At 70.4% G+C, this 15,662-nt stretch carries 17 protein-coding genes; 10 read left to right on the forward strand and 7 right to left on the reverse strand.

Annotated features, from left to right (window positions below; translation table 11 throughout):
- The first annotated feature begins 53 nt into the window (after positions 1-53).
- Positions 54-662 (forward strand): hypothetical protein, encoded by a 609-nt coding sequence (locus FHS08_RS00745; RefSeq protein WP_167034567.1) that lies wholly within the window; start codon positions 54-56, stop codon positions 660-662.
- Here the strand turns inward: FHS08_RS00745 and FHS08_RS00750 are convergent.
- Positions 652-2,721, reverse strand: a complete 2,070-nt coding sequence (locus FHS08_RS00750) for an elongation factor G (RefSeq protein WP_167034569.1) — start codon at positions 2,719-2,721, stop codon at positions 652-654. The two genes, FHS08_RS00745 and FHS08_RS00750, sit on opposite strands and share 11 nt — an antisense overlap.
- Positions 2,722-2,831: 110 nt before the next feature.
- Positions 2,832-2,969: a hypothetical protein gene (locus FHS08_RS00755; protein ID WP_167034571.1), complete on the reverse strand. Its 138-nt coding sequence runs from the start codon at positions 2,967-2,969 to the stop codon at positions 2,832-2,834.
- A 76-nt stretch (positions 2,970-3,045) separates the two neighbouring features.
- Here FHS08_RS00755 and FHS08_RS00760 point away from each other — a divergent pair, with 76 nt between their 5' ends.
- Positions 3,046-4,152, forward strand: a complete 1,107-nt coding sequence (locus FHS08_RS00760) for a class I SAM-dependent methyltransferase (RefSeq protein ID WP_424960782.1) — start codon at positions 3,046-3,048, stop codon at positions 4,150-4,152.
- A 27-nt stretch (positions 4,153-4,179) separates the two neighbouring features.
- Here the strand turns inward: FHS08_RS00760 and nrdF are convergent, their stop codons facing one another.
- The 4 genes from nrdF to nrdH are packed head-to-tail and all read right to left on the reverse strand — an operon-like array spanning position 4,180 to position 8,029.
- Positions 4,180-5,154: a class 1b ribonucleoside-diphosphate reductase subunit beta gene (nrdF, locus tag FHS08_RS00765; protein ID WP_167034573.1), complete on the reverse strand. Its 975-nt coding sequence runs from the start codon at positions 5,152-5,154 to the stop codon at positions 4,180-4,182.
- A gap of 35 nt (positions 5,155-5,189) precedes the next feature.
- On the reverse strand, positions 5,190-7,289 hold the full coding sequence (nrdE, locus tag FHS08_RS00770; protein ID WP_170283189.1) for a class 1b ribonucleoside-diphosphate reductase subunit alpha: 2,100 nt from the start codon (positions 7,287-7,289) through the stop codon (positions 5,190-5,192).
- Positions 7,290-7,348: 59 nt separating this feature from the next.
- Positions 7,349-7,786 (reverse strand): class Ib ribonucleoside-diphosphate reductase assembly flavoprotein NrdI, encoded by a 438-nt coding sequence (nrdI, locus tag FHS08_RS00775; protein WP_167034577.1) that lies wholly within the window; start codon positions 7,784-7,786, stop codon positions 7,349-7,351.
- 9 nt (positions 7,787-7,795) lie between these two features.
- Positions 7,796-8,029 (reverse strand): glutaredoxin-like protein NrdH, encoded by a 234-nt coding sequence (nrdH, locus tag FHS08_RS00780; RefSeq protein ID WP_167034579.1) that lies wholly within the window; start codon positions 8,027-8,029, stop codon positions 7,796-7,798.
- Positions 8,030-8,398: 369 nt separating this feature from the next.
- Here nrdH and FHS08_RS00785 point away from each other — a divergent pair, with 369 nt between their 5' ends.
- Positions 8,399-9,604: an MFS transporter gene (locus FHS08_RS00785; protein WP_167034581.1), complete on the forward strand. Its 1,206-nt coding sequence runs from the start codon at positions 8,399-8,401 to the stop codon at positions 9,602-9,604.
- A 105-nt stretch (positions 9,605-9,709) separates the two neighbouring features.
- Here the strand turns inward: FHS08_RS00785 and FHS08_RS00790 are convergent, their stop codons facing one another.
- Positions 9,710-10,114, reverse strand: a complete 405-nt coding sequence (locus FHS08_RS00790; protein WP_167034583.1) for a pilus assembly protein CpaE — start codon at positions 10,112-10,114, stop codon at positions 9,710-9,712.
- 11 nt (positions 10,115-10,125) lie between these two features.
- Between FHS08_RS00790 and FHS08_RS00795 the strand changes: the two genes are divergently transcribed.
- The 7 genes from FHS08_RS00795 to FHS08_RS00825 all read left to right on the forward strand — a co-directional run bounded on the left by FHS08_RS00795 (position 10,126) and on the right by FHS08_RS00825 (position 15,639).
- Positions 10,126-10,884 (forward strand): alpha/beta fold hydrolase, encoded by a 759-nt coding sequence (locus FHS08_RS00795; protein ID WP_167034585.1) that lies wholly within the window; start codon positions 10,126-10,128, stop codon positions 10,882-10,884.
- On the forward strand, positions 10,881-12,041 hold the full coding sequence (locus tag FHS08_RS00800; protein WP_167034587.1) for an acyl-CoA dehydrogenase family protein: 1,161 nt from the start codon (positions 10,881-10,883) through the stop codon (positions 12,039-12,041). Before FHS08_RS00795 ends, FHS08_RS00800 begins: the two co-directional genes overlap by 4 nt.
- A 60-nt stretch (positions 12,042-12,101) precedes the next feature.
- The gene (locus tag FHS08_RS00805) at positions 12,102-12,539 is read left to right on the forward strand and encodes an iron chaperone (RefSeq protein ID WP_167034589.1); all 438 of its coding nucleotides are present in this window, start codon (positions 12,102-12,104) and stop codon (positions 12,537-12,539) included.
- Positions 12,540-12,643: 104 nt separating this feature from the next.
- Positions 12,644-13,915, forward strand: coding sequence for a DUF445 domain-containing protein (locus FHS08_RS00810; protein WP_167034591.1), 1,272 nt, complete (start codon positions 12,644-12,646; stop codon positions 13,913-13,915).
- 13 nt (positions 13,916-13,928) lie between these two features.
- Positions 13,929-14,276, forward strand: coding sequence for a gamma-glutamylcyclotransferase family protein (locus FHS08_RS00815; protein WP_167034593.1), 348 nt, complete (start codon positions 13,929-13,931; stop codon positions 14,274-14,276).
- On the forward strand, positions 14,276-15,166 hold the full coding sequence (locus FHS08_RS00820; protein WP_167034595.1) for an arginase family protein: 891 nt from the start codon (positions 14,276-14,278) through the stop codon (positions 15,164-15,166). Before FHS08_RS00815 ends, FHS08_RS00820 begins: the two co-directional genes overlap by 1 nt.
- Positions 15,163-15,639: a SixA phosphatase family protein gene (locus tag FHS08_RS00825; RefSeq protein ID WP_167034597.1), complete on the forward strand. Its 477-nt coding sequence runs from the start codon at positions 15,163-15,165 to the stop codon at positions 15,637-15,639. Before FHS08_RS00820 ends, FHS08_RS00825 begins: the two co-directional genes overlap by 4 nt.
- The last annotated feature ends 23 nt before the right edge of the window (positions 15,640-15,662 follow it).

Here is a 15,662-nt window from a genome sequence, read left to right on the forward strand (position 1 = left end):
GATGCCGGAACCGCACCGGTGTGTCGCCGACGAGCAGACCGGAGGTGGTCTCCATGATGCACAAGCCGACACTCCTCGCGTGCGCGGGCGTGCTGCTCCTCGCGGGGGGACTCATCCAGGCGGTGGGCGACACGGTCTACGCGCTGGATCGCGTCTACCCGGGAGATCCGGGCTTCGCCTTCGCGAACCTCGTCGCCGCGACCTGGCACGTCTTCCTCCTCGTCGGCGTCGTCGCCGCGGTGAGGGCCCTGACTCCGCCGCTGCGGCGGCTCGGGCTGATCGGCGGCGCGGTGATGGCCCTCGGACTCGTGCTGCTCATCGCTGCCGAGGTCGTGACGCAGGTCGCCTCGGCGATCCCCGTCCCGCTCATCGCCGCATCCGCGCCCGTCACGGGCGTCGGCGCCGTGCTCCTCGGGGTCGCCCTGCTCCGTGACGGCGGACGCCGCCGTCTCGTCGGGCTCGCATCGCTGCTCGTCGGCGCCTACGCGCTCGCGGTCCTCATCCCGACTTCCCTCGGGCCCGCCGGCGCCGACTACGTCGTGGTCGCGGGCTGGGGGCTGTGCTGGGCCGTGCTCGGCGGCTCCACGCTCGCCGCAGCGTTCGCGGGGGCCGGAGCCGACCGCGCCGAGACCCGCGCCGCGCCCGCCGCCGTCACGCCCTGACGGCGTGCGGCGCCCGCTCGTACGTGTCGGGGGTGATCGTCAGCTCCGCCTGCCCGCCCGTGAGCGACCGCAGGTCGAGCACGTAGTGACCGAGCTCGGCATCCGGGACCGTCGCGACGATCCGAGCGCGGCCGTCGTCTGCCGCCTCGGTCGCGCCGACCCGTCCGCGGCGGCCGGACAGATCCGTCAGCACGGGCCCCTGCAGGTCGCTCGGGACGGTGACCGTGACGGACGACACGGGCTCGAGCAGGACCGTCCCGGCCCCGGCGAGCGCGGCCTTGACGCCGAGCGAAGCCGCCGTGCGGAACGCCATCTCGGACGAGTCGACGGAGTGCGCCTTGCCGTCGCGCAGCTCGACGCGCACGTCGACGACCGGGTGCCCCTGGGGGCCGCCCGATGCGAGCGCGTCGCGCGCGCCCCTCTCGACGGCGGGGATGTAGGAGCGCGGCACGGCGCCTCCCACGACCGAGTCCACGAACTCGAAACCGCCTCCGGGCGGGAGCGGCGACACGCGCAGCTGCACGACGGCGAACTGGCCATGCCCGCCGGACTGCTTCTTGAGCTTGCCCTCGGCCTCCGCGGCGCCGGCGATCGTCTCGCGGTACGCGACGGGCGCGGCCGAGGTCGACACGTGGACGCCGAACACCCGCGCGAGCCGCTCGACGGCGACCGCGACGTGCGTGTCGCCCAGGCCCCGCAGGATCGTGTCGCTGCCGGCGCGATCCACGACGAGCGTCGGGTCGTCCGCGACGAGCCGCTGCAGCGCGGTCGACAGCTTCGCGTCGTCCGACTGCGACACGGGGGTGAGGCTCACGGCGAAGACGGGATGCCGCTCGGGACGCCGCACGGGACGCGCACCCGTCTGCGCGCGCGTCCACAGCAGCGAGCCCGCGGGCGTCCCCGCGAGCTTCGCGACGGCTCCGATGTCGCCGGCCCGCAGAGCGTCTGCGGGCACGTGCTCGGACCCGCGCAGCCGGAACAGCGCGGGCATCCGCTCGTCGACGCCCGTCGTCGCGTTGCGCAGCCGGTCGCCGGGCCGCACGACGCCCGAGAGCACCTTGAGCAGGGCGATCTGCCCGACGAACGGATCAGCGACCGTGCGGAAGACGTGCACGAGCGCGTCGCCGGACGCGTCGACGGCGACGGCGTGGGCCGAGCCCCCCTCGCCCTCGTCGTCGACGCCGAGGAGGATGCGGCCGTCGCGCTCGTGCGGGGCGGGCGCGAGCTCGAGCACGAGGTCTGCGACGCGGTCGACGCCCGTTCCCGTGAGGGCGGAGCACAGGATGACGGGCACGGCCTCCCCCGCCGCGACCTCCTTCGCGAGCGTGCGCTCGAGCTCGCGCGCGGATGGCTCGGTGCCGTCGAGGTACGCCTCGAGCTGCGCATCGTCGTGCGAGACGATCTCCTCCGTCGCGTCCTGGTGGAGCCGGTGCTCCTCCGCCTCGAGGTCGGCCGGGATGGGCCGTTCGCTGTGGCGCCCCGCCGCGTCGTAGACGAGCGAGTGCTCGCCGAGCACGTCCGCGACCGCGTGGAAGTCCGCCTCCTCGCCCACGGGCAGCTCGATCGGCAGCACGTGCGGCCCGAACACGTCGCGCAGCTGCGCGAGCACGCGGCGGAAGTCCGCCCGCGCCCGGTCCTCCTGCGTCACGACGACGATGCGCGGCACCCCCGCGGCATCCGCGGCCGCCCACGCGGCCTTCGTGCCTGCCGTCACGCCGTCGACGGCGCTCACCGTCACGAGCGCGAGGTCCGCGACCGACAGCGCCGTGTCGACGGCGCCGACGAAGTCGGGGTGCCCGGGAGTGTCGGCGAGAGTCAGCGTCCCGTCGGTGCCGTCGTCGGCCGTCCAGGCGAAGTGCGCAAGCGAGAGCCCGAGGGTCGCGCCTCTCGCGATCTCCTCGGGCTCGTAGTCGCACACCGTCGTGCCCTGCTCGACGCTGCCCGCCCTCGGGATGGCCCCCGCACGCACCAGCAGCGCCTCGGCGAGCGTCGTCTTTCCCGAGCCACCCCCTCCGATGAGCGCGACAGTGCGATGTGTGACAGGAGATGCGGCATCCATCGAGACCTCCCCGCGGCGTTGCGGATCCGTATCGACCATCGTGTACCGGATGCCGCGAACGCGCCAGTGCTCCGCACGCCCCGGGTCGCGCGGTGGGGACGAGCCGCCGGTCAGGTCTTGGGCCGGGTGTTGCCGGTGAAGGGCGTCGTGCCCGGCGGGTCCGTCGCGCGCAGCGGCGTGCACACGTGCGCGCTGAGCGCGACCTGGTCGGGGAACGTCTTGTGACACTTGCTGCAGGTGACCGCCATGGAGAGAGTCTGCTCCTCCGGCGCGCTCGAGGGAACGGGCACGCCCGCCCGGATGCCGCGGCGCTAGCGTGGATGCGTGCTGTCGCTCGAGTCGCTGCGGCGGCGCCCCGACGTGGAAGGCCCCGGCCTGTCGGCGTCGGATGCCGCCGACCGCCTGATCCTCGACGAGTCGGCCGCGGCGCGCTCGGCCGCGCGCGAGGGCGGGCTGGTCGTCGTCGGTGACACGCACGGCGCGCTGACGCTCGCGGCGGCGGATGCCGGAGCCCGCGGCATCCGCGTGCACCAGGACGCGCTGACGGGCGAGCGGGCGCTCGCCGCGAACGCCGGGATGCTGGGGCTCGAGGGGTCCTTCTCCTCGCTGCCGCTGCACCGCGCCCTCGTCGAGCGCGCGCAGGTCGTGCTCCTGCGGCTCCCCCGCTCGCTCGAGGCCCTCGACGACATCGCGGCGCTCGTCGCGGCCCACGCCTCGCCCGACGTCGTCGTGTTCGCCGGCGGGCGCCTCAAGCACATGACGCACGCGATGAACGACGTGCTGCGCGCACACTTCGGCGGCCTCGACGTCACGCACGCACGGCAGAAGTCGCGCGTGCTCGTCGCCCGCGAGCCGCGTGCGGGGCATGATCCCGCGCCGCGCCGCGTGTCGCACGACGGGCTCGTCGTGTGCGCGTACGGCGGCGCGTTCGCGGGCGCCGCGATCGACATCGGCACGCGCTTCCTGCTCGAGCATCTGCCCGCGCGGGTGCCCGACGGCGATCCGCTCGTCGACTTCGCGTGCGGCACGGGCGTCGTGGCCGCGACGCTCGCGCGACGGCATCCGGGGCACCGCGTCTACGCGACGGACCAGTCGGCGTCTGCCGTCGCGTCGGCTCTCGCGACGGCCGACGCCAACGGCGTCGCAGACCGCGTCACGATCGAGCGCGCCGACCTGCTCGAGCGGCTCGGCGACGCGAGCGTCTCGTTCGTCGCGCTGAACCCGCCGTTCCACTCCGGCGCGACGCTGACCGACGCGATCGCGACGCGCATGTTCGCGGACGCCGGCCGCGTGCTGCGCTCCGGCGGCGAGCTGTGGACCGTGTGGAACTCGGCGCTGCTCTACCGGCCGGCGCTCGAGCGCCTCGTCGGCCCGACGCGCCAGATCGCCCGCAATCCAAAGTTCACGGTGACGGCGTCGGTGCGCCGCTGAGGGGGGACGACGAGGAGGCGACCGCCGTCAGAAGTCCCAGTCGTCGTCCTCCGTCGCGACGGCCTTGCCGATGACGTACGACGATCCAGACCCCGAGAAGAAGTCGTGGTTCTCGTCGGCGTTCGGCGAGAGCGCGGAGAGGATCGCAGGCGAGACGTTCGTGACGGATGCCGGGAACATCGCCTCGTAGCCGAGGTTCATGAGGGCCTTGTTGGCGTTGTAGTGGAGGAACTTCTTGACCTCCTCCGTGAGGCCCACGCCGTCGTAGAGGTCCTGCGTGTACTGCACCTCGTTGTCGTAGAGCTCGTACAGGAGCGAGAACGTGTAGTCCTTGATGTCCTGCCTCTCCGCGTCGGAGAGCTTCTCGAGCCCCTTCTGGAACTTGTAGCCGATGTAGTACCCGTGCACGGCCTCGTCGCGGATGATGAGGCGGATGATGTCGGCCGTGTTCGTGAGCTTGGCCTTCGACGCCCAGTACAGCGGGAGGTAGAAGCCCGAGTAGAACAGGAACGACTCCAGCAGCGTCGAGGCGACCTTGCGCTTGAGGGGCTCGTCGCCGCGGTAGTACTCCATGACGATCTGCGCCTTGCGCTGCAGGTTCTCGTTCTCGACCGACCAGCGGAACGCCTCGTCGATCTCCTTCGTCGAGCACAGCGTCGAGAAGATCGACGAGTAGCTCTTGGCGTGCACCGACTCCATGAACGCGATGTTCGTGTAGACGGCCTCCTCATGCGGCGTGATCGCATCGGGGATGAGCGACACGGCGCCCACCGTCCCCTGGATCGTGTCGAGGAGCGTCAGCCCCGTGAACACGCGCATCGTGAGCGTCTGCTCCTCGGGGGTGAGCGTGTTCCACGACTGCACGTCGTTCGACAGCGGCACCTTCTCGGGCAGCCAGAAGTTGTTGACGAGACGGTTCCAGACCTCGAGGTCCTTGTCGTCCTGGATGCGGTTCCAGTTGATCGCCTGGACGTGGTCGATGAGCTTCAGCTTCTCGGTCATAATCGTGTCCTTCTCAAGAGTCCCAGGTCAGGCCGTCACAGTGTGCACGAGACGCAGCCCTCGACCTCGGTCCCCTCGAGGGCCATCTGCCGCAGGCGGATGTAGTAGATCGTCTTGATCCCCTTGCGCCACGCGTAGATCTGCGCCTTGTTGATGTCGCGGGTCGTCGCGGTGTCCTTGAAGAACAGCGTCAGCGACAGTCCCTGGTCGACGTGCTGAGTCGCGGCGGCGTACGTGTCGATGACCTTCTCGTAGCCGATCTCGTACGCGTCCTCGTAGAACTCGAGGTTGTCGTTCGTCATGAACGGCGCCGGGTAGTAGACGCGGCCGAGCTTGCCTTCCTTGCGGATCTCGATCTTCGACGCGATCGGGTGGATCGAGCTCGTCGAGTTGTTGATGTACGAGATCGACCCCGTCGGCGGAACGGCCTGCAGGTTCTGGTTGTAGATGCCGTGCTCCTGGACCGATGCCTTGAGAGCGCGCCAGTCGTCCTGCGTCGGGATATGGTGCGCCGCGAAGAGCTCGCGCACGCGCTCGGTCTTGGGCGCCCACTCCTGCTCGGTGTACTTGTCGAAGAACTCCCCCGACGCGTAGGTCGAGTCGGCGAAGCCGTCGAACGCCTGTCCGCGCTCGATCGCGAGGCGGTTCGAGGCCCGCAGCGCGTGGAACAGCACCGTGTAGAAGTAGATGTTCGTGAAGTCGACGCCCTCCTCCGAGCCGTAGTGCACGCGCTCGCGCGCGAGGTAGCCGTGGAGGTTCATCTGGCCGAGGCCGATCGCGTGCGAGCGGTCGTTGCCATCCTCGATCGAGCGGACCGAGCGGATGTGGCTCTGGTCGCTGACGGCGGTGAGAGCCCTGATGCTGGTCTCGACCGTGCGGCCGAAGTCGGGCGAGTCCATCGCGAGCGCGATGTTGAGCGAGCCCAGGTTGCAGGAGATGTCCTTGCCGATCTGGTTGTACGAGAGGTCCTCGTTGTACGTCGTCGGCGTGTTGACCTGCAGGATCTCCGAGCACAGGTTCGACATGTTGATCCGGCCCTTGATGGGGTTGGCCCGGTTCACGGTGTCTTCGAACATGATGTACGGATAGCCCGACTCGAACTGGATCTCGGCGAGGGTCTGGAAGAACTCGCGCGCGTTGATCTTCGTCTTCTTGATGCGGGCGTCGTCGACCATCTCGCGGTACTTCTCGCTGACCGAGATGTCGCCGAACGGCACGCCGTAGACCCGCTCGACGTCGTACGGCGAGAACAGGTACATGTCCTCGTCGTTCTTGGCGAGCTCGAACGTGATGTCGGGGATCACGACGCCGAGCGAGAGCGTCTTGATGCGGATCTTCTCGTCCGCGTTCTCGCGCTTCGTGTCGAGGAACCTCATGATGTCGGGGTGGTGCGCCGACAGGTACACGGCGCCCGCTCCCTGGCGTGCGCCGAGCTGGTTGGCGTAGCTGAAGCTGTCTTCGAGGAGCTTCATGACGGGGATGATGCCGCTGGACTGGTTCTCGATCTGCTTGATCGGAGCGCCCGACTCGCGGATGTTCGAGAGGAGCAGCGCCACCCCGCCGCCGCGCTTGGACAGCTGCAGCGCCGAGTTGATGCCGCGCGCGATCGACTCCATGTTGTCTTCGATCCGCAGCAGGAAGCACGAGACGAGCTCGCCGCGCTGGGCCTTCCCCGTGTTGAGGAACGTCGGGGTCGCCGGCTGGAAGCGACCGGAGATGACCTCGTCGACGAGCGCGGTGGCGAGCTCCTGGTCGCCGTCGGCGAGGCCGAGGGCCGTCATGACGACGCGGTCCTCGAAGCGCTCGAGGTACCGCTTGCCGTCGAAGGTCTTCAGCGTGTAGCTCGTGTAGTACTTGAACGCGCCGAGGAAGGTGTCGAAGCGGAACTTCTTGCCGTACGCGCGGTCGGTGAGCTCCTGGATGAAGGAGAACGGGTACTTCTCGAGCACCTCGGGCTCGTAGTACTGCTTCTCGACGAGGTAGTCGAGCCGCTCCTTGAGGGAGTGGAAGAACACCGTGTTCTGGTTGACGTGCTGCAGGAAGTACTCGCGCGCAGCGCGCCGGTCGGCGTCGAACTGGATCTTCCCGTCGGCGTCGTACAGGTTCAGCATCGCGTTGAGGGAGTGGTAGTCCATTCCCTCGAACGCGGGGTTGTGCTTGAAATCCGTCTGCACTCTGTTGTCTGAAGAAGTAGTCACTGCAGCTTCCACCATCGTTCCAATCCGTCGCTCACGCGATCGACGTCTTCCGGCGTGCCGAAAAGTTCCAGCCTGTACAAGTGCGGCACACGACACTTGCGGCTCACGATGTCGCCCGCGAGGCAGAAGGCCTCGCCGAAGTTCGTGTTGCCCGCGGAGATGACTCCGCGGATGAGGCTCCGGTTGGCCTCGTCGTTGAGGAACCGGATCACCTGCTTGGGCACCGAGCCCTTCTCCTCGCCGCGTCCCTGCCCGCCCCCGTACGTGGGGGTGACCAGGACGAACGGCTCTTCGACGACGAGCCGCGGCTCGTGCGAATGGAGTGGGATGCGCAGTGCCGGCATCCCGAGCTTCTCGATGAAACGCGCCGTGTTGCCCGACACGCTCGAGAAGTACACGAGCAGTGGCGCTCGCGTCGCGATCGCCGTGCTCATGGGGAGTTCCTAGGCGAGACGGGCTGCGAGCTCGTCGATCTTGTCGGGACGGAAGCCCGACCAGTGGTCCTGGTCGGTGATGACGACGGGCGCCTGAAGATAGCCGAGCGCCTTGACCTGCTCGAGCGCGTCGGCGTCCTGCGAGAGGTCGTGCACCTCGTATTCGATGCCCTTCGAATCGAGCGCGCGGTAGGTCGCCGTGCACTGGACGCAGGAAGGCTTCGTGTAGACCGTGATCGCCATATGGATCGTCTCTCCCCTCAAGAACCAAACTCTGACCGGCAGTCCCCCCGCCGGGAGACCAATACTACATATGGGTACCGACATCCGGAAGCACCACAAGGGCTAGTAGTTACATCCGTGTAGTTTTCCACCGCTCTCCCCAGATACAACACAGCTTGTCCACCGTTTCATCCACAGGAGGCGCCTTTCTCGGACGCCTCGAAAACGCCTGGATCACGCGGGTTTCGGATGCCGCGGCCGCAGCTGTCCACAGATCCGACGCTAGGCGGGTCCTCCGACATCCGATCGGCCTGTGGAGGCGGTCCCGGCGTCTACTCGGCGTGTTGCGGTGTATCCCGCCGGAGAGCATGCGGGCGATAGCGTGGAGCAATGGCGGGGTACCGTGATCTGCTGCGCACGCCGGGCGTCGCGCGGATCATCGTCGCCCAGCTGACGGCGCGCTTCCCGAACGGGATGACGAGCCTCGCGATCCTGCTGCACATCCAGTCCGTGACGGGCTCGTACGGCTCGGCCGGCCTCGTGCTGGCCGCGACATCCGTCGGACAGGCCATCGCAGGACCCGTCACGAGCCGCTGGATGGGCATGTGGGGCATGCGTCGCGTCCTGACCCTCACGACGGCCGTCTGCGCCGTCGCGATCGCGACGCTCGCGCTCGCGCGGATGCCTCTGCCCGGCTACATGGCGCTCGGCATGCTCGCGGGGCTGTCGACGCCGCCCGTGCAGTCGGCTGTGCGCACGATCTATCCCAAGATGGTCAACTCGCGACAGCTCACGCCGCTGTTCTCGCTCGATGCGAGCCTTCAAGAGATCATCTGGATCATCGCGCCCGTGCTCATCACGTTCGTCGCGACGCAGGTCGGCACCGTCGAGGGCCTGCTCCTCGTGGTCGTGATCCTCGTCGGCGGCTGCGCGTGGTTCATCCTCTCCCCCGAGGTGGGGCGCGTGCGCATCCCGCGCAGCCGACGCAGCATCGGCAAGGTGCTGACCAAGCCCGCCGTGCTCCTGGCCACGGTCGTCGGATTCCTCCTCATCGGCGCGTGCGCCGCGGTCGAGGCGGGCGTCGTCGCGACGTTCGGCCACGGCGGGCTCGAGGCCGGCATCGTCCTCGCGCTCTTCTCGGTCGGCAGCCTCGCGGGCGGACTCACGTTCGGACACATCCCGATCGGCTCGTGGGCGATGGCCCGGCGTCTGTTCATCGTGACGGTGGGCCTCGCCCTCACGATGATCTCCCTCGACGTGTGGTGGCTCGGCGGCACGCTCGTGCTCGCCGGCATCGGCATCGCCCCTGCCCTGGCCGTGCTGTTCGCGATGACGTCGGCGAGCGTCAAGTTCAGCGACACGGCCGAGGCCTTCGGCTGGGTCGGCACGGGGCAGCTCATCGGGGCGGCGGCCGGCTCCGCCATCGCGGGCTTCCTGATCGACGGCATCGGCCCCGAGGGCGCCTACATCGCGGCGACGGTGTTCTCGGCCGCTGGTCTGCTCGTCGCGATCGTGTTCGTCCGCGCCTTCCCCGACCTCCGGCATCGCGACGCCAGCCCCATCCCCGACACGGAGCCCGTCGAGACCGTCACGTGACGCGGCATCCCTTCTCAGAGTTCGCAGATCGATGCCAAACTCGCACGATTGCTCGGAGTCGCTGCGAGCTTCGTGCGATCCTGCGGACCGTGCGCCGTCGCGACGTCACGCGATGCGGCGCAAGAGCTCCAGGACGCCGAGGGCGTAGGCGTCCGCCGGCTCAGGATGCTGGAACACGAAACGCTCGCCGCGAACCTCGATCTCGACCTGGTACGTGTCGGAGAGGCGCCGCAGCGACCGGAACGCACCGCGCAGCATCTCGCGCAGCTGCTCCTCGGACGGCAGCCACAGGGCGTCCTCCTGCGCGACCGAGTCGAGCGCCCACTCCGTCGTGCCGTTGAACGCGAGGATTCGGCCCGTCGGGTACTCGCGCGGCTCGATCGTCATCTCGCTCACCGTGAACACGTCCGCCTCGAACTCGGGCTCGCTCAGCTGGAACCGGTCGCCTGAACGCGGGCGCCACACGAGCCCGGCGGCGCGCAGCGCGAGCGCCAGATCGGTCGAGATCATAGGCTCAGAGTATGCCGTCCCCGCTCCTTCTCCCCCGCCTCGCCTGGGGCGCCGCGGCCGCGCCGCGCCGCGCTCTCCTCGTCCACGGCCTCGGCTCGAACGGTGCGCTCATGTGGCGCTACGGCGTGACGCTCGCCGACGCGGGCTGGCACGCGACGGCCGTCGACCTCCGCGGGCACGGCACGGCGCCCCGTGCGCTGGACTACACGCTCGCGGCCTACGCGGCCGACGTCGCCGCGACCACGCCCGACGGCGGCGGCCCGTGGGACCTCGTCGTCGGCCATTCGCTCGGCGGCGCCGCCACGACGGTGGCGGCGGCCCGGCACGTCGGATGGACCCGCCGGCTCGTGCTCGTCGACCCCGCGATCCACCTCGTCCCTCATGACCGCGACGTCGTCCGCGAGAGCCAGGAGCGCTCGTTCGCCGACCCCGGCGTCGCCGCCGTGCGCGCCGAGCATCCGACGTGGCACGAGCACGACATCGAGCTCAAGGCGCTGTCGGCGCAGCAGGCGAGCCGCTGGGCCGTCGAGCAGACGAGCGAGCAGAACGACCCGTGGGATGTGCGCAGGGATGCCGTGCGCCTCGCGATCCCGACGCACGTGATCGCTGCGGACCCGACGGTCTACTCGATCTTCAAGGGCGAGCTCGTCCACGAGGTCCTCGCCAATCCCCTCGTCTCGGTGTCGGTCGTCGCCGGCGCCGGGCACTCCCCTCACCGCGACAAGCCGGAGGCCACGATGGCCGAGTTCCTGAGCAGGATCCACGTATGAGCGCCTTCGACCCGTCGGCGTTCCTCCCCGACGACCTGCTCGACCGCTTCCGCGAGCGCGCGGCCGTGCACGACCGCGACAACACGTTCCCCGGCGACGACCTCGCCGACCTGAAGGCCGCGGGATACCTCGCGCTCCTCGTGCCGGCGGAGCTCGGCGGAGCGGGGCTCGGCCTGGCCGAGGCATCCGTCCTCCAGCAGCGCCTCGCCGGCGCGGCCCCGGCGACGGCCCTCTCGATCAACATGCACCTCGTGTGGACGGGCGTCGCGAAGGTGCTCGCCGACCGCGGCGTCGACGCCCTGCGCTTCGTGCAGGAGGGCGCAGCGGCGGGCGAGGTCTTCGCGTTCGGCATCAGCGAGGCCGGAAACGACCTCGTGCTCTTCGGGAGCGACACGGATGCCGCGCCGCAGCCCGACGGCTCGTACGCGTTCACGGGCACCAAGATCTTCACGTCGCTGGCCCCCGTCTGGACGCAGCTGGGACTGCACGGCCTCGACACGACATCGCCCGACGGTCCCAAGCTCGTCTACGCGTTCGTCCCGAGAACGGATGCCGTGGTCACCCGCGACGACTGGGACACGCTGGGCATGCGCGCGACGCAGAGCCGCACGACCGAGCTGCACGGCGCGGTCGCTCCGGCCGACCGCGTCGTGCGCCGCGTCGACCCTGGTCCGAACCCCGACCCCATCGTCTTCGGCATCTTCAGCGTCTTCGAGCTCCTGCTCGCGTCGGTCTACACGGGCATCGCGCGCAGGGCGCTCGATCTCGCGGTCGAGACGGCGAAGAAGCGCACGTCCAAGCGCACGGGGGCCGCATACAGTCAGGACCCCGACATCCGCTGGCGCATCGCGGACATGGCGCTCGCGTACGACGCGCTTCCGCCGCAGATCGCGGCGCTCACGCGAGCGGTCGACGACGTCGTACCGCCGGACGGCCGGTGGTTCTCCTACATGAGCGGCGTCAAGCACCGCGCCGCGACGACGGCGAAGCACATCGTCGACGAGGCGATCCTCGTGTCGGGCGGCTCGTCGTACTTCACGCGCTCCGAGCTCAGCCGCCTGTACCGCGATGTGCTCGCCGGCCTCTTCCACCCGTCCGACCCGGAGTCGGCGCACTCCACCGTCGCGACGGCATGGCTGGGGCCCGTCGAGGGCTGACGCCCGAACCGAGCAGGATTCGAGAAGCACGGATGCCGCGGCATCCGTACCGTGAAGGTCATGACCGATACACGAGACACGAAGACCGGCTTCACCGCCGAGGAGCGCGCCGCCATGAAGCAGCGTGCCGCGGAGCTGAAGGCGCAGAAGGGCGGAGCCTCGAAGGCGAAGGATCTGCAGGCCGTCGTCGACGCGATCGCGGCGATGCCCGACGCCGACCGCGTCATCGCGGAACGCCTGCACGCGATCGTGACCTCCGTCGCGCCGCACCTCGATCCGAAGACCTGGTACGGGTTCCCCGCGTATGCGCGCGACGGGAAGATCGTCGTCTTCTTCAAGGCCGCGTCCAAGTACAACAGCCGCTACGCGACGCTCGGCTTCGAGGAGGCGGCGCAGCTCGACGACGGCGAGATGTGGCCGACGTCGTACGCCATCGCGACCCTCACGGATGCCGACGCGGACCGCATCGCCGAGCTCGTGAAGCGCGCCGCGGGCTGAGGCGAGCCTCGACGCCAGGCTTGCGCTCTCGCTCGACCCGCGCGATCGCGCCGCCGCGCACCTCGTCCCGCTCCGACATCGAATGCCGTGCGAGGATGAGGCGCATGGCGCGCACTCCCACGGCTCTCCTGAGCCCCGCCGATCAGGAGCGGCGCCGCGCCCTGCGCATCATGAAGGGCGTCGCGCTCGGGGCGCTCCTGTTCACGGCCGTGCTCTTCGTCGTCGCGTTCGCGCTGCAGACGCGCTATCCGTGGCTCGCGTATGTGCGCGCCGCGGCCGAGGGCGGCATGGTGGGCGCGCTGGCCGACTGGTTCGCCGTGACGGCGCTGTTCCGGCATCCGCTCGGCATCCCGATCCCGCACACGGCGATCATCCCCAACCGCAAGGACGAGATCGGCCGCAACCTCGGCGAGTTCGTCGAGACGGAGTTCCTCCGCGGCGACGTCGTGCGCGCGAAGCTCGCGACGACGGCGATCGCGGCACGGCTCGGCGAGTGGCTCCGGATGCCGGCCCACGCCGAGCGCGTGACCACCGAGGCGGCGGCGATGGTGTCGGGCGTCCTCGACGCGCTGAGCGACGACGACGTGCAGGACGTCATCGCCGAGCTCGCGCGCGAGCACCTCATCGTGCCGGAGTGGGGCCCGCCGCTCGGCGGATGGCTCGGGCGGATCGTCGACGCCGGCGCTCATCACGGCGCCGTCGACCTCGCCGCCGACTCGATCGCGGCGTGGCTCGCGGCCAACCACGCGGCCTTCTCCGGTCTGGTCTCCCGCCGCCTGCCGTCGTGGGTGCCCTCCATCGCGCACCGGTTCGTCGACGACACCGTCTACAACGAGGCGGTCAAGTTCGTGGCGGCCGTGCAGGCCGACGCACAGCATCCCGCCCGTCGCGCGATCGACGGCTATCTCGCGCGGCTCGCCGACAACCTCCAGCACGACCCCGCGACGATCGGCCGCCTCGAGGACGCCAAGATCGCCGTGTTCGACAGCCCGCGCGTGCGAGAGCTCGCCGCGGAGGTCTGGAACACGGCGAAGGCCGGGCTGCTCGCATCGCTCGCAGATCCCGAGAGCGGGCTGCGCCGCCGGGCTGCGGCTGCCCTGTCCGACCTGGGCGGGCGACTCGCGACGGAGGATGCGCTGCAGCGGCGCGTCGACGCGTGGGTGACGGATGCCGCTGTCTTCCTCGTCGACCGCTACCGCCACGACATCGCGTCGATCATCACCGACACGGTCGAGCGCTGGGACCCCGACGAGACGACCGAGAAGATCGAGCTCATGGTGGGTCGCGATCTGCAGTACATCCGGCTCAACGGCACGGTCGTGGGCGCTCTCGCGGGGCTCGTCATCTTCACCGTCGCGCAGGCGCTCCTCGGCTAGGTACCCTGAGGCCATGGCCGAGCCCCCCGACCAGCTCCTGTTCAGCTACGGCGCCCTGCAGAACCCTCACCTGCAGCTGGCGACGTTCGGACGCGTGGTCGAGAGCGAGCCCGACATCCTGCCCGGCTACACCGCCGACTACGTCGAGGTGCCCGACGGGCGCTTCACCGACCTGACGGGCCTGACGGTGCACCCGCAGCTGCGCGCGACGGGCAATGCGCGGGACAAGGTCATCGGACGCGTGCTCCAGCTCACGGAGGCCGAGCTCGACGCCGCCGACCAGTTCGAGGTGTCGATGTATCGCCGCACGCCCGTGACCCTCGCGAGCGGTCGTGGGGCGTGGGTGTACGTGTCGGCGTGATGAGCCTCCCCCACGATCCGCTGTGGCCGCGCGCGGGCGACTGGCCACCGTTCGACGAGATCGAAGGGCGGGGGGATGCCGCGATCCTCGGCGTCCCCGCGTTCCGCACGTCGCTGTCGCCGACGGGCGCGCACGCGACTCCGGCCGCCGTGCGCGAGGCGCTGCGCCGCTTCAGCCCGGCGCTCCTGGGACCGCCGGCGATCGATCTCGCCGTCGCGCTCCGCATCGCCGACGCGGGTGACGTCGCCGATCCCGACGGGCCCGACGGGGAGGCCGTGGTGCGGTCGCGCGTCGCGGCCATCGCTGCGCGCACGGGGCTCGTGATCGCGCTGGGCGGAGACAACTCCGTCACGTACGCTGTCGCTCAGGGCGCGGGAGCGGCGGGTCTCATCACGCTCGACGCGCATTTCGATCTGCGCGACGGCGTCTCCAACGGCTCGCCCGTGCGCCGGCTCGTCGATGGCGGCCTCGATCCGCGCCGCATCGTGCAGGTCGGCATCGCGGACTTCGCGAACTCCGCCGCGTACGCGCGGCGCGCCGCCGACCTCGGCATCGCCGTCGTCACCGTCGACGACGTCCGCAGGCGAGGCGTCGCCGACGTCATGAGCGACGCCCTCGAGATCGCGGGAGCCGGCGGCGGGCCCGTGCACCTCGACGTCGACGTCGACGTGTGCGACCGATCCGTCGCGCCCGGGTGCCCCGCGTCGGTCCCGGGCGGGCTCGCGGCGTGGGAGTTGCGCGCGCTCGTGCGGGCCGCGGCATCCTCACCTCTCGTGACGTCGGCCGACATCGTGGAGGTCGACGCGACCGCCGACGCCCCCGACGGCCGCACCGTGCGCCTCGCCGCGCTGTGCGTCCTCGAACTCCTGGCAGGAAAGGCACTCCGATGACCCTCACGCTCGTGCTCGTGCGCCACGCGAAGTCGGACTGGGGCGACCCGTTCCTCACCGATCACGACCGGCCGCTCAGCGACCGCGGCCTCCGGGACGCACCCGTCATGGCCCGCAGGCTCGCCGAGACGGGCCTGCGGCCGGAGGTGATCCTCGCGAGCACCGCCGTGCGCGCGAGGACGACGGCCGAGGCGTTCGCCGCCGAGCTCGGCATCGCCGTGTCGCTCGACTCCGAGCTGTACGGTGCGCCGGCGGCGGCGCTGCTGAGCGCGGTCGCCGCGACGCAGGCGTCTGCGGTCGTCGTCGTGGCGCACGATCCGGGCATGACGGTGCTCGCGGAACGTCTGTCGGACGGCGGCATCGGCCACATGCCGACATGCGCCGTCGCGACCTTCACGTGGCACGAGGACGACTGGGATGTCGCGACGGCCGTCGAGCCGGCCTCCTGGGACTTCGACGCACCCGGGCGGTGAACGCCCGGCGTGAGCCCGGATTG

The sequence above is a fragment of the Microbacterium ulmi genome (assembly GCF_011759705.1).
Taxonomy (GTDB): Bacteria; Actinomycetota; Actinomycetes; order Actinomycetales; family Microbacteriaceae; genus Microbacterium; species Microbacterium ulmi.